We start from the raw sequence: 19,570 nt of genomic DNA, 5'->3' as shown, positions 1-19,570 counted from the left end.
CTCGACCGGCGACACCGGGACCACCACGAACGAGATCGTCGTGCTCGAACTGGAGCGCCCCGGCACCGAACTTCCCCCGCGCGACCGGCCCGACCTGGGCCGCACCACGGTCGTCACCCTGGAGTGAGAGAATTCCCCACGTGAAGCGCACGAGCACCCGCCTCGCCGACGGCCGCGAGATCCTCTACTACGACACCGGCGACGGCGCCCCCCGCGCCTTCCCCGACACCCGCCCGCTCGCCGCGTCGGCCGCCGCCACCCGCTCCGAGGTGCGGCGCGACCGGCTGCTCGGCGACCACGTCGTCATCGCCTCCCACCGGCAGGGCCGCACCTACCACCCGCCCGCCGACGCATGCCCGTTGTGCCCCTCCACCGAGGGGCGCGCGAGCGAGATCCCGGCCCCCCACTACGAGGTGGCCGTCTTCGAGAACCGGTTCCCGTCCCTCGTCGGCGACACCGGCCGCTGCGAGGTCATCTGCTTCACCCCGGACCACCTGACCTCCTTCGCCGAGCTCGACGAGGAGCGCGCCGCGCTCGTCCTCGCGGCCTGGAGCGACCGCACCGCCGAACTCTCCGCCCGCGGGGGGATCCGGCAGGTCTACTGCTTCGAGAACCGGGGAGCCGAGATCGGCGTCACCCTCGCCCATCCGCACGGACAGATCTACGCCCTCCCCTTCGTCACCCCGCGTACCACCCGCATGCTCGCCACCGTCGCCGACCACCGCGCGCGGACCGGCGGCAACCTCTTCGATGAGGTGCTGGCCGCCGAACGCGCCGAAGGCACCCGGGTCGTCCTCGAAACGGAGCAGTGGACCGCCTTCGTGCCCTACGCGGCGCGCTGGCCGTACGAGGTCCACCTCTACCCGCGCCACCGGGTCCCCGACCTCCCCGCCCTCGGCGACGCCGCCCGCGCCGAGTTCCCGCGGGTCTACCTGGAGCTGCTGCGCCGCTTCGACCGGCTCTTCGACCGGCCCGAGCCGACCCCGTACATCTCCGCCTGGCACCAGGCCCCCACGGGCGAGGGCCGCGAGGACTTCGCGCTCCACCTGGAGCTCTTCACGGTCCGCCGGACCGCGGACAAGCTCAAGTACCTGGCCGGGACAGAGTCAGGCATGGAGGCCTACATGAACGACGTGCGGCCCGAGGACGCGGCCGCCCGGCTGCGGGAGGTGGCGAGCGCGTGAGCGACACGGCACAGGATGAGTTCCGGCAGCTGTACGGGTACCCGCCCGAGGGCGTCTGGGCGGCCCCCGGCCGGGTCAACCTGATCGGCGAACACACCGACTACAACGACGGCTTCGCGCTGCCCTTCGCCCTGCCGCAGCGTACCGAGGTGGCCGCCGCCCGGCGTACCGACGGGATCCTGCGGGTCCACTCCGCCGACACCCCCTCGGGTGCCGTCACCCTCGACCTTGCGGGTCTCGACCCGGCGAGCCCTCCGCGGGGCGCCGCGGGCTGGGCGGCGTACCCGGCCGGGGTCGTGTGGGCCCTGCTGGATGCGGGACTTCCGGTCGGCGGAGCCGACCTGCACGTACGGTCCGACGTGCCGACCGGTGCCGGCCTGTCCTCCTCCGCCGCCCTGGAGGTCGCCACCGCGCTGGCCGTGACCGACCTGTACAGGATCCCGCTCACCCGGCCGGAACTGGCCGTACTCGCCCGGCGCGCGGAGAACGCGTACGTCGGCGTCCCCTGCGGGATCATGGACCAGATGGCCTCGGCGTGCTCCACCGAGGGCCACGCCCTCCACCTCGACACCCGCACCCTCGAACAGCGCGACATCCCCTTCGACTGCTCGTCGGCCGGCCTGCGCCTCCTCGTCATCGACACCCGGGTCAAGCACGCACTGGCCGACGGGGCCTACGCCCAGCGCCGGGCCTCCTGCCACCGGGCGGCCGAGACCCTCGGCCTGCCCGCCCTGCGCGACATCCCGTACGAGGGACTGGAGCGGGCGCTGGCCCGCCTCGACGACCCGGTGCAGCGCAAGCGGGTCCGGCACGTCGTGACGGAGAACGAACGGGTGCTGCGCATCGAGGAGTTGCTGCGCGCCGGCCGGCTGCGCGAAGCGGGCCCGCTGCTCACCGAAGGACACGTCTCGCTGCGCGACGACTACGAGGTGTCCTGCCCGGAGCTCGACCTCGCGGTGGCCACGGCGGACGCGGCGGGCGCGTACGGCTCCCGGATGACGGGCGGCGGCTTCGGCGGCTCCGCCCTGGCCCTGATCGAAGCGGAGTCCGAGCAAGCGGTGACGCGCGCGGTGACGGAGGCCTTCCGCCGAGCGGACTTCGCCCCACCCCGCATCACCCCGGCCGCCCCGTCCCCGGGCGCCACCCGGCTCGCCTGGACAGCGTCGTCCAACGGTTCTACGACCGACTGAAACGGCCGGACTGCCTCGGACGGAACTGGAATGCCCTCTCCGACTGTCTGGGCGACCTGCCGTGGCTGTCGGTGGACCACTGCGTACTGATCGTGGAAGCCGCGGATGAGGCACTTGCGGGCGACCCCTGCGAACAGCGGCTGCTCTTCGACACCCTGCTGTGGGCAGGACAGCGATGGTCCTGCATACAGCGGCCCGAGGGCATCGAACTCGGCAGGCTCGTGGTCGTCATGTCCTGTGACGAAGCAGCCGTGCCGTCCCTGCAGGGACGGCTGCAGTCATGCGGGGAACAGAGGGCATCGTCCTCGGCGGCGACAAGGCGTACTCCTCCACGGCACCGTCACCGTCACCGTCGCCTTGATTTGACTCTGGCTCCGCCGGGTCTAGTTGCCGGTCCGGCCGTCGAGCATCTCGCGCAGGATGTCCAGGTGGCCGTTGTGGCGGGCCGTCTCCTCGGTGAGGTGAAGGAGGATCCAGCGCAGGTCGACATGGAGACCGTCGCGGACGGCTCCCTTGGCCTGGGCGTCCAGGCTGTGCCCGGCGACCAGTTCGCGGTAGCGGGCGCTCTGTTCGGCGTATTCGTCGAGCAACTGCGTGAGCGGGAAGTCGACGGCGATGCGCATCTCGCGGTCGGGGTCCTCATCGGTCCAGGGGCCCCGGTCTTCCTCGCCGAGGAAGACCACCTGGAACCAGTGGTACTCGACCCAGCGGAGGTGGTTGATCAATCCGCTCATGGTCATCAGCGGTGAGCCCGGCAGGAGCGCCTTGCGGGCGTTCTCCGCGGAGACGCCATCGCACTTGGCCCGGGCGGTGTCACGTGTGTAGTCGAGAAACGTGGTGAGCTGGGTGCGCTCGTCCCACGCGGACGGTGTGTCGTCGATTCTGGTCATCGCGCGAAGCGTCCCCGATCACGCGACCGATGTCGAAGTATTTTTCGACGGGCCCAACCTGTTCCACCCAGCTCGTTGTCGGCGGGTCGCTACAGCGATTCAGCGCCGGTGGGCCGCCCGGCATGTTCCGCCGAGCAGGCCCTAGTCGCCCGAGAAGGCAATGCGCAGGCTGCTGTCCGAACGGCAGCGCAGGCCCCAGGCCAACAGGGCCGTCATCGCCTCGTGCCCGACGCCCTTCAACCGAGCGAGATCCGAACTCTCCAGTTCCCGCACCATCCGCTCCACTGCCTGACCGCGCAGCACGGTGTTCCCGTAAGGATCGACGTCGGCCAGGGTGGTCAGCCGGTGTCGGCCCAGCCTTTCGAGAGCCGTCCAGAACTCGTCATCGACGACTGTCCGCTCCAGCGTCCCCGCTGCCGGACGCGGCCCTGGCTTCCGTCCGGTCCGGGAGGCCAGGACTCCGCGCCGCAGTTCGATGACGAGCGTCATCCCGACTCCCTCCCTATCGATGCCTCGGCCGGAGGGTGCGCAGCCCGTCGTGGGGCGGGGACGCGGACGGGGCCGGCGGTACGACCGTCGGCCCCGTCGTTCGTCGGTAGGGATCAGCAGGTGCCGGCCGGGCGCTCCCGGACCACCAGGTCGGTGGAGCCGGTGGTCGCGTCCAGCCAGGCTACCTGGCGGCCCGCGCCGGCCGCCGGGTAGTTCTGCTCACCGCGGTTGCAGGAGACCCGCTCGCGGCGGGAGCCGTCCGTGGTCAGCTGCCACAGCTTGGAGAGCGACTCGTTGCGGTACCGCGTGTCGGGCGTCTGGGCGACGAGGGTCAGCGCGTCCTGCGAGACCGTCAGGTCGGAGGCGATGAAGGCGCCCGGCTTGTGCTCGCTGCTGACGATGAAGGCGCCGCGGCCGTCCAGGCCGGAGCTGATCACCGACGTCAGACCGCCGTCGCTCTCGTCGGTGTCGGCCAGCCAGAACACGTTCTTGCCGTTGATGCCGGTCTGGCCGAGGCTCACCGGCTCGTCGAGCTGCTCGGTCAGCACCGCCTTGCCGGTGGCGAGGTCGACGACCTCCACGCCCAGCCGGTAGGAGCCGCCCTGCGGGTACAGCTTCGCGTAGGCGATCTTGTTGTCGCTGATGGAGGGGAGGGCGGTCAGGGTGTTCCACTTCCGTCCGTCGGTGAAGACCGGGGCCTTGTCGGTGGGCCGCATGTAGCCGACGTGCCGGCCGCCGAGGATGTCGTACTCCTCGAACACGACGGTGTTCTTCTCCACCCGCAGGCCCGCGACGCCGGTCATCGAGCTGTAGAGGGTCTTGACCGGGCCGCCCGCGACGGGACGGGAGAGGACGTCGACCGAGGTCGGGCCGTACGCCGTCCACACCACGGTCTTGCCGTCGGTGGCCGGGGCGGTGTGGTAGCGGCCGTCGTTGGGGCTGATCACCTTCGGGGCGCCCTTGCCGTCCAGCCGGCCGGCGTAGACCGAGTAGGGCTCGGAACCGTCGTCGTTGGACTTGGAGGCCGTCCACCAGCCTCCGCCCGCACCCACCCCGGAGTCGATGGTGTTCAGCTTGCCGAAGAGGGTGTCGGTGTCGACGCCGAGGGCCAGCTCCCAGCCCGGGACGATGCCGTGGGCGTTGAACGACCGCTTGACCGCGTTCTGCTGGCCGGAGGTCGCGCCCAGCGCCTTGGCCGCGGCGAGGACCGCGCCCCGGGCCTCGGTGAACCCGTCGATCGGCGTCATGTACTCGGTGACGGCCTTGTACACGATCCTGTCGGCCAGTTCACCGCCCAGGTCCTCGCGCATGTCCCACAACGCGCCTGAGAAGATAGTCGAGTTGAGGTGCACCCCGCCGTTGTCGGTGGCAAACGAAACGCCCAGGAAGCTCTTCGAGGTGGTGGCCCCGTCGTTGAGGTCGCGCAGGGCGCAGTCGGCGGCCGCCTTCGTGCGGCACAGGTCCTCGCCGATCAGGCCGGCGGTCGGGGCGCTCATCGGCGTCCCGCTCGCGGTGACGTCGATCGCGTTGCCGAAGTAGTCGGCCAGGGCCTCGTTCAGGGCGCCGGACTGGCCCGCGTAGACCAGGTTCGCCGTGTGCTCGATCACCCCGTGGGTCATCTCGTGGCCGACGACGTCCGTGTCGGCCGACATCGGCTTGAACTCGGAGTCCCCGATGCCGTAGACCATCTTGGTGCCGTCCCAGAACGCGTTGGCGTAGGGCTGGCCGTAGTACGTCACGCCGACCAGGGAGTTGACGGCCCCGCCACTCCCGTCGAGGCTGTCGCGCCCGAGGTTCTTCTTGTAGAAGTCGTAGACCTGGCCCGCGTTCCAGTGGGCGTCCACGGCTCCCGAGTCCGTGGCGGCGGCGCCGAAGGCGGTGTTCGGGGAGGTGAACATCGTGAGGCCGGCGGGCCACCTGCCCGAGGTCTCCGACACGGACTTGCCACGGGCGTCCCACGTGGCCAGCAGGCTCTTGGTGGTGGCGCGCATGCGGCCCGCGTCCGCGAGGAGGTAGCTGCCGGCCGCCGGGTCGTAGGCGATGTCCAGTGAGGTCGCGGCGCCGCTGAGCCGAGCCCCGGACCCGGTCTCCGGAACCAGGTTCGCCGGCGCGGCCGGCGGGCCGTCCGCCGTCGGGCCCTCGGCGGCCTCGCCGGCCGCCCGGGCCTCCGGGGCCGCCATCGTCTTCAGTGCGCTGTACTGGAGCGCCGGGTAGCCCGAGCGGGCATCCACGTACACCTCGTCCACGACCGGGGCCCCGGTGCCGGGGGCGGTGCCGCGCACGGTGACGCGGTAGGCGAGGACGCCGGCCCCCTTGGGCAGCACGACCAGGCCCCTGGCCTCACCGGTCATGCCGGTGGCCGCCGGATCACCGGACTCGGACCGGGGCGCCTGGCTCTTGCCGAGTGCCGCTCCCAGCCGGCGGGCCGTGGCGGCCACGGCGCGGCGGACCGCCACGTCCTCGGCGACCTGGGGCGTGACGTCGGTGCTCAGGGCGGTGAAGTAGTGCCCCGAGGTGCCGGTGACCACCCGCTTGCCGTCCTGCTTCTGCATGCGCACGACGTACTGGCCGCCCAGGACGTCGACACCGCGGTGCTTCTGCTGCAGGCGCACCGTCTCGTCCTTGGAGCCGGTGGCCGTCGCCGCCAGGGGGACGAGGTCGCTGCCCGCCCGGGGGATCCGGTAGCGGCTCTTGTTCGCGGCGAGGTGCTGGCGTGCCGCGTCGGCCGGGGCGGCCTTGGCGTCCACGGGCTCCCGTATGCCCTCGACGAGCACCGGGGTCGCGGTGTCCTGGCCGGGGACGGCGTTCGAGGGGCCGGGGTCCGCGGCCCATGCCGGCGACGCTTGCAAGGTCATTGCGGCGGCCAGCAGAACCGCTATTCCTCCGGCGGAGCGGAGTTCTTTCCGCCATATCCGTCGTGCGGCAGGGGTGGGCGCCGACGAACCTGCGCTGAACTCTGACAAGGGGTCTCCTCAACCATGAGTGCCTGATGCGTTGCTGTGAGTCGCCGCCATGCAAGCGCCGCGGGCGGCTCCGGACCAGAGCCGAGCCCCCCTCAGAAGTGGCCATGCACACTTGTGGGGGCTCTGTGAAGGCGGTCAAAATCCCCGGCATGATCGAAACCGACCCGCACGACCGGACTCCCGCCCGCACGCAGGACGACAGCAGGCCGGTGATCCACACGGCCGCCGACCCGGCCGACCTGCTGCGCGTACTCATCCAGCGCCGGCAGGCCCTGCTGCACCAGGAGTCGGCGGACCTGAAGTCCCTGCGCTCCTACGCCGACCGGCTGGCCCACCGGCTTCCGCCGCAGCCCCCGAGGCCCCCCGAACCCCCGGCCGGCATCGAGATCCTCACGGGCCTCGAAGAGGTCGGGGCCCGCCTGGAGGCCATGCTCGACGCCGCCGAGACGGAGGTGCTGATACTCGACCGCACGGCGCAGGCACCGCAGGCACCGGAGGCGGCGCCCGGCGGCGAGGGTGCCGGAGAGGTGGGAGGGGCGGGAGAGGCCGGGGAGGTCGTCCGGGACCGCCTCCGCCGCCTGCTGGCGCGCGGCGTCGCCGTACGGACCGTCACCGACCGGCGCGGCACCGACTTCCCGGACCGGGCGAGGGAGCTGATCGCCCTCACCCGACTCGGCCTCCAGGCCAGGATCGGCCGGCGCCTGCCCACTGACCTGGTCCTCGTGGACCGGCGGACCTGCCTACTGCCACCGCCGCCCGGGAACGACGACGGATCCGGTGGAGCGGCCCTGGTGTTCGGCGAATCCCTGCTGCACCGGGCCGCGCTGCCGTTGTTCGAGTCGCTGTGGGCGCGCGCCACCCCCGTCGGCAGTCCCGGCAGCCCCCTCACCTCGGACGAGCGGGAACTGCTCGGGCTGCTCGCCTCCGGCCTGAAGGACGAGACCATCGCGCGCCGGCTCGGAGTGCACGTGCACACCGCCCGCCGGCGGATCACCCGCATGCTGGAGGAACTCGGCGCCGACACCCGCTTCCAGGCCGGCGTCCAGGCCGCCATTCGCGGCTGGCTGCAACCGCGCCCGGAGCCGGACGGCGAGCCCGAGGCGCGGGGAGGGCGCTTCGCGGGATCCGGCGGTCCGGACCGTCCTCGACCAGGTCTCCTTCACCGTTCGGCCGGGTGAGAAGGCCGCAGTCATCGGCGAGAACGGCTCCGGCAAGTCCACGCTGCTGCGGCTGCTCGCCGGGGCCGAGGTGCCGGACGCCGGGCAGGTCACCGTCACCTTCCCCGGCGGTACCGGCCACCTCGCCCAGACCCTCGACCTCGACCCGGACCGCACCGTCCAGGACGCGGTCGATCTCGCCCTCGCCGAACTGCGCGACATGGAACACCGGCTGCGTGCGGCGGAGCAGGGTCTCGCCGGGGCGCCGCAGGACGAACTCGACGCCTACGGCGAGCTGCTGATCGCCTACGAGGAGCGCGGCGGATACGAGGCGGATGCCCGCGTCGACGCCGCCCTGCACGGCCTCGGCCTCGCCGGGATCACCCGCGACCGCCTCCTCGGCTCGCTCTCCGGAGGCGAGCAGTCGAGGCTCGCGCTCGCCTGCGTGCTGGCCGCCGCCCCCGAGCTGCTCCTCCTCGACGAGCCGACGAACCACCTCGACGCCGCGGCGGTGCGCTGGCTGGAGGAGTACCTGCGCGCACATCGGGGCACCGTCGTCGCGGTGACCCACGACCGCGGCTTCCTGGAGCGCATCGCCACCACGATCCTGGAGGTCGACCGCGGTGCGCGCACCGTGCACCGCTACGGCGACGGCTGGCCGGGCTACCGCGCCGCAAAGGCCGCCGCCCGCCGCCGTGCGGAACAGGAGTACGCGGACTGGCTCCAGGAGCTCGCCCGCACCGAGGAACTGCTCCAGGCGGCAGCGCAACGGATGGCCACCACCGGCAAGGAACCCCGGCAGGGCTTCGGCAAGCATCGCCGCGCCCACGAGGCGAAGCTCGGAGGGCAGGTGAGGGCGGCCCGGGAGCGGCTGGCCCGGCTGCGGGGCAACCCCGTCGCGGCGCCTCCCGAGCCCCTGCGGTTCACGGCGGCCCCGCCGGCGGGCGGCGCCGGGCAGCGCGCCGATGCGCCGCTCGCCCAATTCGACGGGGTGGCGGTCGGTGAACGGCTGCGCCTGGACGGCCGGTTGGCCATCACGCCGGGACAGCGGCTGCTGGTCACGGGGGAGAACGGAGCCGGCAAGACGACGCTGCTACGCGTCATGGCGGGCGACCTCGAACCGGACAGAGGAGCGGTACGCCGGCCCGCCCGCATCGGGTACCTGGCGCAGGAACTGCCGGCGCGCTCCACGCGGCTCCCGCTGCTCGCGGCTTTCGCCGCCGGGCGGCCCGGGCTGCCGGAGGAGTACGCCGAACAGCTGTTGGCGCTGGGGCTGTTCCGCGAGGAGGACCTGGACGTTCCGGTCGCGGCGCTGTCGGCGGGACAGCAGCGGCGGCTGCAGATCGCGACCCTGGTGACCCGGCCCGCGGACCTTCTCGTACTCGACGAGCCGACGAACCACATCGCGCTCGACCTGGTCGAGGACCTGGAGGCGGCGCTCGCGGCGTACCCGGGAGCGGTGGTCGCGGTCTCGCACGACAGCGGCTTCCGCCGGCGCTTCCCGGGCGAGCACCTGGAACTGCGCGACGGCCGAACGATCCCCTGACCCGCCCGTGTCGCCAGGGCCGCGCGGGGCCCGTCGTGACAGCCGTGTAGCGGGACGAGAGGAGCAGCATGCTGGAGGCACACAGCATCTCCACAGGAATTGTCGAAAAGTGATAATTTCCCGCAGCGTGTCTCCACACATCCAACAATCCGGAAGATCTTCTTCCGACGGGTTCATGACAGGCCGCGGCGCTGCCGCCTGTCACCCCGCATTCCGACGACAGCAACGAGGCACCGCTGAGGGACGACCGCAGGGACCGAAGCTCCCACGAGGCAGAACCGAGGCATCAACCCGCCTATCCAGCAAGAGGATCGACGATTCAGATGTCCTGCGGTCGGCTTCCTGCCTTCCCATCGGACAGGCCTCACCCGCATGAACGAGGAAAACGATGTGCGAACTCCTGAACCGCATCTGGTCCCGCCCCCGCGGCGAGTGGACACGCGTCCTGCGCAGGGAGCTCCCCGTGCTGGCCGACGAGATAGTGAAGGAGCTCCTGCGCGGGACTCCGGCACTCACCGCACATGTCGACGCCTACGGCACCATCGATGACGAAGCGCTCAGGCTCTCGGTGGAGAAAGCACTGTGCACCGCCCTCGGCTACCGGCAACCCGGTAGCCGGAACCCGAGCGGCGGCGACCCCCGTACAGAGGGAGCCGGCGAGGACAGAACCGAGGAGGAGCAGGAGGAAGGCCACCGGGACTGGTACGGGTCGGCCGAACCGTCCGACCGGGCACGTCAGGACCTGTTCAAGGCGCTCACCGACGCCAGGTCTGCCTCCGGGCGGTCCCTCGCCGAGCTGGCCGAAGCGGCCGGCTGGCCGCTGCCACCAGCCGTACGAGCCGTCGTACTGGCCACGCCCGGCGAGACGCAGCAGTTGGCGGCCTTGCTCGACAACCCTCTCGTCGGCGTGTTCGCGGGCCAGCCCTGTCTCTTGGTCCCGGGTTCGGACCCGGACACCCGCGCCACGCTGGAACTCCCGCTGCGCGGCCGCCTCGCAGCCGTGGGCCACGAAGTTCCCCTCACGGACACCGCGTCCTCCCTGCGGTGGGCCCTGCGCCTGCTCGCCCTGACCCCGGCCCGCCCGAGTGTGGAGACCCGGCCCGTCTTCGTCGACGACCACCTCTCGTCGCTGCTGCTCCTCCAGGACCAACCGCTGGCCCGCGCGTTGGCCGCCCACTCGCTGCGGCCCTTGGCCGGCTTGACCCCACGTCAGAGCGAGCGCCTGGAGGTGACCCTCCTCGCCTGGCTCGAAGGGGGTGGCGCCCCCGAGGCCGCGAAGGCCTTGAGCGTGCATCCCCAGACCGTGCGGTACCGCATGCGGCAGCTGGAGAAGCTCTTCGGGGCGGGGCTGCGTGACCCCCGTACCCGGTTCGAGCTGGAGATGGCGCTGCGCAGCCGCCGACTGCTGGCACAGGTTCGAATCCAGCACTCCCGGCTGGGCCGCAGGACGGGCCGAGCCATCACGACGAACTTCGCGCCGCTGGTCGTGGAGAGGATCGCCCGCGTCAACGGCCTGTGACCCGAGGAGTCCGACCCGGCCCGGTCGGCTCCGCCCTTCGCGGGGCGGGGAGGCCGGGCCGCTGCGCACCCCGCGCGGGGACGTGCCGACCACGTCGGTCTTCCGGCCCGCCGAGCGGGCGCGGCCGAGTGCCCCGGGTCCACCCGGACCGAGTGGTCCAGCCGCATGATCGGATCGGTCCGCAGCGGTCGGGTCCGGCCGGGGTCCGGCCGGGCAGGGTTGACACCGAAAGGAGGCCCCGTGATCTCGGCACTCAACCAGCTTGTCGATCTCGTCGAGGAGCACCTCGCCGAGGAGCTCGACGTCAACGGATTGGCCGGGGAGCTCGGCACGACCGAATACCACCTGCGCCGGATGTTCTCGTCGTTGGCCGGCATGCCGCTGTCGGAGTACGTGCGCCGGCGCCGCATGACCGTCGCCGCCGCCGACGTCGTTCGCGGCGAGGACGATCTGCTGAGCATCGCCGTCCGGTACGGATACGGCTCGACCGAGGCGTTCGGACGCGCGTTCCGTGCGGTCCACGGCGTCGGACCCCGTGACGTGCGACGCGACGGAGGCCCTTTGCGCACACAACCACGGCTCAGGATCCGCCTGACCGTCGAAGGGAGCATCCCCATGGACACCCGCCTCGTCGACCGACCCGCGTTCCGGCTGGTCGGACACGCCACCCGGGTTCCGCTCATCCATCAGGGCGTCAATCCGCACATCCAGCAGCACATCGCCGCACTGCCGCCGCAGGAGCATCTCCGGCTGAAGTCCCTCGGCGACGCCGACCCGGGGGGCCTGCTGCAAGTCTGCGACGACCTCGACCCCGACGGAACGGAAGGCAGCGAACTGACCTACCTGCACGGCGTCGCCGTGTCCCGGGACACGGCGGCCCCGGACGATCTCGACGCCATCGAGGTGCCGGCCGGCAGGTGGGCCGTCTTCCGCACCGCCGGACCGCATCCACAGGCACTGCAGACGACCTGGGCCGCGACCGCGACCGAGTGGTTCCCCTCCAACCCCTGGCGTCTGCGGCCCGGTCCTTCGATCGTCGCGGTCCTCGAGCGCGCGGCCGATTTCAGCACCGCGACCTGCGAACTGTGGCTGCCCGTCGAACCGGCGTAGCGGACTGCGGTGCGATCCCGGAATCAGTCCGGACTGCCCAACAGCCGTTCGGCCGGCGCCGGCGAATGTGCGCCTGAATCATATGCGCCGCCAACGGCCCGAACCGGTCGCATTCATGCTGCGACCGGTTCGGGACGCCGTCGTCAGGTGAAGGCGGCGACGCTGCCCTCGGACCGTTGGACTTCAGGCGGCTGCTGCGGACTACAGCCGTCCTCCGGTCATCCAGATACGTGACATCGCATCGGCCAGTGCGGGATATCGGGCGGCCTCGCAGAGCATTTCCGAGAGCACGAGCATTCCGTGAGCGGTGCTCCGCGGATCGCGATTCTGGTGCAGTCGGACGACCGCGTTGCTCAAGGGCCGGCGCCCGAGCAGGACCCCCGCGCGCCGGACGGCGGCGGCCGTCTCCAGGTCGGCGCGGCCTCCCCCGAACGGCAGGGCTTCCGTTCGGGGGAGGCCCGGTGGCGCGGCCGCGTCCCGCACGTGCCGTACGTAGGCTTCCGGCGGGGCCTGGCCGTTCTCGAAGATGTTCCGGAACCCGGCGAGGCGCATGCTCGTATTGCGTGGGCGGAGCTCGATGTAGAGCTCGACGAACAGACCCCGCAGTTGGATGTGGAGGGGAAGGTAGGGCATTTCGCCCTCCTTGCGCGCGGCTCCGCCGAAGAAGCCCTGGGCATCCTGCACCTTCGACCGGATGGTCGATGTCAGGGATCGATATTCGTCGGCCGAGGCCAGCGCCGGAGAAAACATTATCGGTATCAGCATGGCGGCCGGCCCTTCAGGGGAGATGCCCAGAACTCGGACGGCTCGTAAGTAATCTGACCGCATTCGAATGGATCCTGCTGCACTCACGCATGCACATCACCACCTTCGCCATCATTCCGACCGCTGACAGGTTCGGTTCGATGCGCTCCTTTCTAGTCGTCCGGGTGGCGACCAGGAGAATTGTTGACCTCTGATGCTAAGAAAACACCGCGTGAGAGAACGGAACGGGGCCCGTCAGCTCGGCTCCACCCAGCCGTGCCGGACGGCGTGACCGCCGAGCTGCATCCGGGTGCGGACTCCGGCCAAGTCCGTGAGGTGGCGCAGGCGTCGGTGCAGCGTCCGCGGTGACAGACCGAGTTGCGCCGCCGCCGTCTGGTCGGTCAGGCCGGCCAGGAGGAGCCCGAGGATCCTCCGGTCCAGGTCGGTCGGGCCCGTCGCACCGAGCTCGACGGCCTGTTCGGCTTCTGCGCCGGTGCCCGAGAGTTCGAGGGGGTGGGCGGTGCGCCATACCGTCTCGAACAGCGCGTCCAACGCGTCCAGCAGGCCGCTGCGGTGCAGCAGCACGGCGCCGGGCTCTCCGTCCCGTGTGACTGCCAGCGGGACGAGGCCGAGGTCGGCATCGGCCAGCACGAGTTTCATCGGCAGCTGGTCGGCGACACGCAACTGCACGCCCTTGCGCAGTGAATCGACCGCATCGTCGATGATGCCCGGCTCTCCCAGTACGGCCCGGTCCAGTACCGCCCGGAAGTGCACCCCACGGCCGATGGCCACGGGTTCGGCCGTGTTCTCGCCGGGCGGCAGAGCGACGAAGGGCGCGGTGATGAAGCTTCGGACCTGCGAGCGGGCCGCCTGCTGCACCTGGAGGAAGCGGTGGCGGATGGCGTCGACACCCGTCACGACCTCGATCAGATCGCTGATGCTGTTCCCCGTCATCGCCGCCCGGTGCTCCTCGGCGAACGTCACCAGCGCATGCTCGGCCATGCGCAACCCGTCCCGGCGCTCGCTGATGAGGGCGCCCAGGGCCACGGCCGGCGGTGCGGCGGTGAACTGTTCGTCCGCCGACCTGGTCACGAGGCCCCATCCGACCAGACGGGACAACGCCCTGGCGGCGCGCGCCGGCGGCAGGACGAGCTGCTCCGCCAGCAGGGACGAGGTGGTGTCCGGCTGCCCGAGCAGCGCCCGGTAGACGCGCTCGTCATCGGGTTCGAGGCCCAGAACATCCAGCATCGGCGACCGACTCTCTTCCGCTTGCCGCAGCGGGGAGAGTATGCGCCATGGCGGCAGACCGTGAATAGTGCCTGATGGGAGCGGTTCTGACGGGAAGGGCCCCGAGGAGTCGCCGCCCCGGGGCCCGACACTACGGTTCATCGCAGGCCGTACGCCCGGATGATCTCGTTCTTGACGCTGTAGCCGCTGTCCGTCGCGGCACTCGCGCGCAGCGAGACGAAGCCGCCGGGCTTCCTGTCCGCCGTGAACGAGCCCGTCCAGGAGCCGCCGGCGCCCTTGGCCAGGCTCACCTTCTGCCAGGTGGCGCCGTCGTCGTACGAGACCTCCAGCGCCACCGCGGCGACGGTGCCCGGCACGGTGCCGAGGTCCATGGACACCGGCTTCAGCGCGATCTGCTGCTTCCCACCGGCCTTGAGGTCGCCGTGCAGGTCCGACTCCAGCTCGTAGTCCAGGTTGAGCACCGAGAACGGCTCGAAGGAGTCCGAGTCGACGGTGTCGGACATGAAGGTCCACTCGGTGTGGGTGCGCGTCGACAGCCGGAACACGTCGCCGGGCCGCTCCGCGTCGAGGACGGCGCGGTAGGGCAGCTTGCCCGCCGGCACCTCCTGCCACTGCATGTCGCCGCTGACCCGGTTGTCGTGGATCAGCCTGTCACCTTGGAACATCTGCAGGCGGGAGGGCGTCTCACCCCACGGCAGGTACCCGCCCAGCCGCATTCTGTCGCTGGCGGAGGCCCACGCCTGGACGTTCCAGGTCATGTAGTTCTGCCAGCGGGAGTTGTACACGCCGAAGGACTCGCTCTGCCCGGGCCGGGTCGCCGGGGCGAACCAGTCCAGCCGGGTGGTGCTGCCCTTGGCATACGTGTTGTCGCCCGACACCATCGACCAGGGCAGGGTCCCGTCGACGCCCTGCGTGTGGAACTCCCTCCAGACCTGGCCCGGAGTCACCCACTCGGTGCGGGTGCCCGGGTGCCACTCGATCTCGGGAAGGTTGAACGACGGGCTGAGGGTGAAGTCGGACCGGTAACCCTCCGCCGCCCGGCCGCCCGCAGCGGAGTAGTAGCGGGCGTCGATCCGGGCGAGGTCGCCCTTGGACGGCCGGTAGACCAGAGCCCGGTCCGGCACCCGGCCGGGGTAGTCCCGCGTCAGGTCGTAGACGAACGGCGTGTACCGGGTCTGCTTGACGGTCAGCTTGTCCTTGCCGCTCCTGGCCATCGAGACGAGGGCCTTGCCCGCGTCACGGTGCACGGAGGCGACCGGGATGACCGACTCGCCGACGTACTCCGACAGAGACCCGACGCCGTCGTTGACCACGATCAGCGCCTTCGCCCCGGCCGCGACCGCGGCCTCGGCCCGCTCCTGCGGCGCGACCTCGTCGCTGCGGTCGACGACGACCACCTTGCCCTTGGCCTTGACCTTCCCGTACGCGGCCGCCGCGCCGTTGCCCGCGTGGACGAGGTCCAGCCTGTCCGTGGCGGTACCCAGGGCGCTGCCCGCCTGCACCAGCGCGTCCAGCCGGAGCCGGCCGTCCGGCGTGCTCAGGCCGAGCTGCGGCTCACCCTTGCGCCAACGGGTGGTCAGCATGAACTCGCCCTGCTTCATCGGCTCCGTCGGTGAGACGTAGACGTCGTCGTACATCGGCGGCAGCACGTACGCGCTGCGGTAGTCCAGGTACGGGTCGAGTCCTTTGTAGTGGACGTTGAAGTCGACCTTGCGCTGGCGGTCCTCGGTGCGTTCCGGTGCCTCGGTCTGCAGCAGGCGCGCCCTGCTCGCGTCGAGCACCACGTCGGCGGAGCCGCCCTTGAGCACTGTCTCCGGGGCGACCAGCACGGCCAGTCCCGAACGGTCCGCCTTCTCGCCGGCCACGTCGAGGTACCCCGCGACGGTGTACGTGCCCGGTGCCATGCGCATGGTGGTCGATCCGTCGACGTAGAGCGACCACGGCCAGACGTCACCGGCGAGGTTCACTCCGACCCAGCCGGCGGCCGGCCTGCCGTCCCGTCCGACCAGCTTGATGTTCAGGTCGTAGCGCTCGTCCTCTTCGAGGAGCGCCACGGAGGTGCGGGTCACCGGCTGCCCGGTCGCCGCGTCCGTGGCGCTCACGTAGCCGACGTGCCGGCCTGCCGGGGCGGCCCCCGGGTCACCGGTCACCGCGACGGCGGCGGTGCCGCTCGCCGGGACGGTCACCTTGGTCGCTCCCAGGGTGAACGGGCCGCCGCCGGACAGCGACAGGTTCAGCGTGACGTCGGTGGAGCCGGTGTTGGTGAAGGTCAGGTCCTTGGTGACGGCGACGTCGCTCGGCTCGTGCGGCCAGGTGTAGTTGCCGAAGAAGAGCGATCCGGTGCCGCGGACCGTGGCCCGCACGGCAGCGGCCACATCGAGTCGGCCCGTACCGACCTCGTAGGGCGAGTACCCGCCGTCCAGGCCCTTCGCCGTGCTCATCAGGTGTTCCTTGAGCTGTGCGCCGGTCCAGTCCGGGTGCTGCTGGGCCAGGATCGCTGCCGCGCCGGCCACGTGCGGGGTGGCCATCGAAGTGCCGCTGATGGTGCGGTAGGAACCCTCGCCGCCATCGGTCATCCGGGACGAGCGGGCCGAGGTGATGTCCACGCCGGGCGCCGCGATGTCCGGCTTCATGCCGCCGGAGTGGGTCAGCGGGCCGGTGCTGGAGAAACTCGCGAGCCGGTCCTGCTTGTCCGTGGCGGCCACGGTCAGCGCCGAGGCGGCGGCCCCCGGTGCGGAGATGCTCTCCGGTCCCGAATTGCCGGCGGCTATGACGAACAGCGTGCCGTACTGAGCGGACAGCGCGTCGACCGTCTGCGACATCGGATCGCTGCCGTCCGTCGGGTACGAGTCGCCGAGACTCATGTTGACGACGTCCGCACCGGACTCGGCGGCCCACTGCATGCCGGCCATGATCCAGGAGTCCTGGCCGTAGCCCTCCGCGCCGCCGAGCACCTTGCCGACGTACAGGTCCGCGCCGGGAGCGACGCCCTTGTTGTCGCCTCCGGAGGCGGCGCCCGAGCCGACGATCGTGCCGGCCACGTGCGTGCCGTGGCCGTTGACGTCGGTGACGGCCTCACCCGGTACGAAGCTGGCCGTGCCGTCGATCAGGCCGGCGAAGTCGGGGTGGTCGACGTCGATCCCGGTGTCGAGCACCGCGACCTTGACCCCCTTGCCGGTGTAGCCGGCCGCCCAGGCCTCGGGCGCGCCGATCAACGGCACGCTCTCCTTCAGACTGGCCTTCACCCGACCGTCGAGCCACAGCTTCGCCACACCGGCGCCCAACGCCGTGCCGCCCTGCGGAGCGAGCGAACTCCAGAAGGTACGGGCCTGCCCCTTCTCGGTGCTGAGCGCGGCACCGCCGATGTTCTTGAGACTGCGGGTCAGCCGGCTGCCCCGGGGGGCCGTCGGCTCGACGACCGCACCGGACCTCGTCCGGGCGTACGTCGCGATCAGCGGGACCGCGGCCGACTTCGCGTCGTCGTAGCCCATCTCGATCAGGTCGGTGACGTTGAACAGCCGCCGGTCCAGCCTGTCCGCGCCCAGCAGCGGCACGGCCTCGTCCGGGACGACGAACAGGTCGCCCTTGATCTGCTGGATCTTCACGCCGCCGACGGCGCTGTCCGGCCGGTCGACCTCGGCGGTCTGCTTGCCGTCGGCCATCGTGGTGACCGTGACGACGTCGCCGGTGACCAGCGTGACCTGGTGGGTCGCCGAAGGCCCGGCGGGAACGGTGGGCTTGCCCGGGGAGGCTTGCGCGGGCGCTGGCAGGACCGCGAGCCCCGACGCCAGCAGAGGCACCGCGGCGGCGGCCGCGATCAGCCGCCGGCGCCGCTGCCCGCGCCGGAAGAAGGCGGAGGACTGAGAGGAGGAGAACATGCCATGGGTCTATCGACCGGGCAGCGCCGACGTGAAGGCCGGGGAGCGGCAAGTCCTCGCCATGGCAAGCATTTGTCAGTCGCAACTCGACCGGATCCAGACAAGATTGCTCTTTGCGGGCGGGGATGCGAGGCGCCCTTGAGGGGCCGACGACAACGACGAGAACCGGCGGGGCAGCAAGGGCGGATCTGCCCGGGACCGGGGGGCAGGCCCGGGAGCCCGGGCTCGGAGGCGACGCCCAGCAGGTGTCATACGGCGTTCACACCGGGCTGCCCGGATTTTCGTTCCTCGGCCCGAGCGAGCCGCCTAGACTGGCCGTTCGTTGATCATGTACCCGTCGAGTCGGAGGAACGAAACGCATGCGCTATCTCCCCCTGGGCAGTTCAGGACTGCAGGTCTCCGCCGTCGGCCTCGGCTGCAACAACTTCGGTGGCCGACTGGATGCCCAGGCCACCCGCGCTGTCGTCGACGCCGCCCTGGACGCGGGCATCACCCTCCTGGACACCGCCGACATCTACGGTGGCGCCGGCGGCTCCGAGGTCCACCTCGGGCAGGCCCTCAAGGGCCGTCGCGACCAGGTCGTCCTCGCCACCAAGTTCGGCTACGACGGCGTGGACATGAAGTACGGGCCGGCCGCCGGCTCGCTCGGTGGCCGCGCGTACATCCGGCGGGCCGTCGAGGAGTCCCTCCGCCGCCTCGACACCGATCACATCGACCTCTTCCAGCTGCACAGCCCCGACCCGGCCACCCCGATCGCCGAGACCCTGGCCGCGCTCACCGAGCTCGTCGCCGAGGGCAAGGTCCGCTACATCGGCCACTCCAACCTCTCCGGCTGGCAGCTCGCCGAAGCCGCCCACGTCGCCCGCGAGACCGGCTCGGTCCCCTTCGTGTCCGCCCAGAACGAGTGGTCGCTGCTGGAGCGGTCGGTCGAGCGCGAGCTGGTTCCGGCTGCCCTCCACTACGGCGTCGGCGTGCTCCCGTACTTCCCGCTCGCCAACGGCCTGCTGACCGGCAAGATCCGCCGGGGTGCGGCCGTACCGGCCGGCTCCCGCCTCGAAGGCCGCGACTCGTACGTCACCGAGGCGCGCCTCGACGTCGTCGAAGCGCTGGCCGCGCTCGGCGAGAAGCACGACCGGACCGTCCTCGAACTCGCCATCGGCTGGCTCTCCGCCCAGCCCGGCTGCGCCTCCGTCATCGCGGGAGCCACCTCCCCGGAGCAGGTACGGGCCAACGCGGCCGTCGCCGACCGCCCGCTGGATGCGGAACTGCTGGCTGCGATCGACGCGATCCCGGGGGCGCAGAAGCCCGAGTGACACCTGCTGGGCCGTCTTCGGACGGGAGCACCCGTCAGGACGTCCGCCTTGCCGGTGTCCAGCGAGTACCAGGCGCCGACGACGGCCAGGGCGCCCTTCTTCACGAGGGGCGCCAGGCCTGCGTTGGCGCGCAACTCGTCGGCGGCGACCCGGATCTGCGGGTGGTTCATGGTGTCGGAAACGGGGTCGGCGCCCGGGCTCGCGACCGTCGAGTCGATGCAGGGGAGCACCACCCCGAACGGTTCTGCGCCTCGGCGACGAGCTCGCGCCGCTCGGGATCCCGGTCGGGGTGGTCCAGGTCCCCGCTCACGTGATGACCGCGATTGTTCAGCGTGCCGA

The 19,570-nt window shown here is 71.4% G+C and carries 12 protein-coding genes and 2 pseudogenes; 8 read left to right on the top strand and 6 right to left on the bottom strand.

Annotation, left to right across the window (positions count from 1 at the left end):
- Positions 1–140: 140 nt before the first annotated feature.
- From galT to IE257_RS39355, 3 genes and pseudogenes are all read left to right on the top strand, one after another.
- Positions 141–1,184, top strand: a complete 1,044-nt coding sequence (gene galT, locus IE257_RS07335) for a galactose-1-phosphate uridylyltransferase (RefSeq protein WP_189965848.1) — start codon at positions 141–143, stop codon at positions 1,182–1,184.
- Entirely contained in the window at positions 1,181–2,374 is a 1,194-nt protein-coding gene (galK, locus tag IE257_RS07330; protein ID WP_189965845.1) for a galactokinase, read from the top strand. Before galT ends, galK begins: the two co-directional genes overlap by 4 nt.
- Positions 2,338–2,496: pseudogene (locus IE257_RS39355) on the top strand (barstar family protein); the annotation flags it as partial. The gene galK and the pseudogene IE257_RS39355, both read left to right, overlap by 37 nt.
- A gap of 261 nt (positions 2,497–2,757) precedes the next feature.
- On the opposite strand, the gene IE257_RS07320 reads toward IE257_RS39355, so the two are convergent.
- From IE257_RS07320 to IE257_RS07310, 3 genes are all read right to left on the bottom strand, one after another.
- A complete protein-coding gene (locus tag IE257_RS07320) occupies positions 2,758–3,264 on the bottom strand; it encodes a DinB family protein (RefSeq protein ID WP_189965843.1) in 507 nt (168 codons plus the stop codon).
- A 141-nt stretch (positions 3,265–3,405) separates the two neighbouring features.
- Positions 3,406–3,753, bottom strand: coding sequence for a hypothetical protein (locus IE257_RS07315; protein WP_189965838.1), 348 nt, complete (start codon positions 3,751–3,753; stop codon positions 3,406–3,408).
- A 113-nt stretch (positions 3,754–3,866) separates the two neighbouring features.
- On the bottom strand, positions 3,867–6,608 hold the full coding sequence (locus tag IE257_RS07310; RefSeq protein WP_189965835.1) for a M4 family metallopeptidase: 2,742 nt from the start codon (positions 6,606–6,608) through the stop codon (positions 3,867–3,869).
- 257 nt (positions 6,609–6,865) lie between these two features.
- Here IE257_RS07310 and IE257_RS07305 point away from each other — a divergent pair, with 257 nt between their 5' ends.
- The 4 genes and pseudogenes from IE257_RS07305 (at position 6,866) to IE257_RS07290 (ending at position 12,048) form a co-directional block, all read left to right on the top strand.
- Positions 6,866–7,894: a helix-turn-helix transcriptional regulator gene (locus tag IE257_RS07305; RefSeq protein WP_189965831.1), complete on the top strand. Its 1,029-nt coding sequence runs from the start codon at positions 6,866–6,868 to the stop codon at positions 7,892–7,894.
- Positions 7,857–9,419, top strand: a pseudogene (gene abc-f / locus IE257_RS07300) (ribosomal protection-like ABC-F family protein); the annotation flags it as partial. The gene IE257_RS07305 and the pseudogene abc-f, both read left to right, overlap by 38 nt.
- 388 nt (positions 9,420–9,807) lie before the next feature.
- Positions 9,808–10,938 carry a PucR family transcriptional regulator gene (locus tag IE257_RS07295; RefSeq protein WP_189965829.1) on the top strand — a complete coding sequence of 377 codons (1,131 nt, stop codon included), beginning with the start codon at positions 9,808–9,810 and terminating at the stop codon, positions 10,936–10,938.
- Between the two features lie 240 nt (positions 10,939–11,178).
- A complete protein-coding gene (locus IE257_RS07290; protein WP_189965827.1) occupies positions 11,179–12,048 on the top strand; it encodes an AraC family transcriptional regulator in 870 nt (289 codons plus the stop codon).
- Positions 12,049–12,249: 201 nt separating this feature from the next.
- Here the strand turns inward: IE257_RS07290 and IE257_RS07285 are convergent, their stop codons facing one another.
- The 3 genes from IE257_RS07285 to IE257_RS07275 all read right to left on the bottom strand — a co-directional run bounded on the left by IE257_RS07285 (position 12,250) and on the right by IE257_RS07275 (position 17,918).
- Positions 12,250–12,798 (bottom strand): ribosome-inactivating family protein, encoded by a 549-nt coding sequence (locus IE257_RS07285; RefSeq protein ID WP_229920204.1) that lies wholly within the window; start codon positions 12,796–12,798, stop codon positions 12,250–12,252.
- Between the two features lie 249 nt (positions 12,799–13,047).
- Positions 13,048–14,040, bottom strand: a complete 993-nt coding sequence (locus tag IE257_RS07280; RefSeq protein WP_189965823.1) for a helix-turn-helix domain-containing protein — start codon at positions 14,038–14,040, stop codon at positions 13,048–13,050.
- 137 nt (positions 14,041–14,177) lie between these two features.
- Complete coding sequence (locus IE257_RS07275) at positions 14,178–17,918, bottom strand: S8 family peptidase (protein ID WP_189965821.1); 3,741 nt, start codon at positions 17,916–17,918, stop codon at positions 14,178–14,180.
- A 359-nt stretch (positions 17,919–18,277) separates the two neighbouring features.
- Between IE257_RS07275 and IE257_RS07270 the strand changes: the two genes are divergently transcribed.
- The gene (locus IE257_RS07270; protein ID WP_189965819.1) at positions 18,278–19,231 is read left to right on the top strand and encodes an aldo/keto reductase; all 954 of its coding nucleotides are present in this window, start codon (positions 18,278–18,280) and stop codon (positions 19,229–19,231) included.
- Positions 19,232–19,570 lie beyond the last annotated feature (339 nt).

This window comes from Streptomyces avidinii, assembly GCF_014650695.1.
GTDB lineage: Bacteria > Actinomycetota > Actinomycetes > Streptomycetales > Streptomycetaceae > Streptomyces > Streptomyces avidinii.
This window is presented reverse-complemented; position numbering and strand designations above follow the sequence as displayed.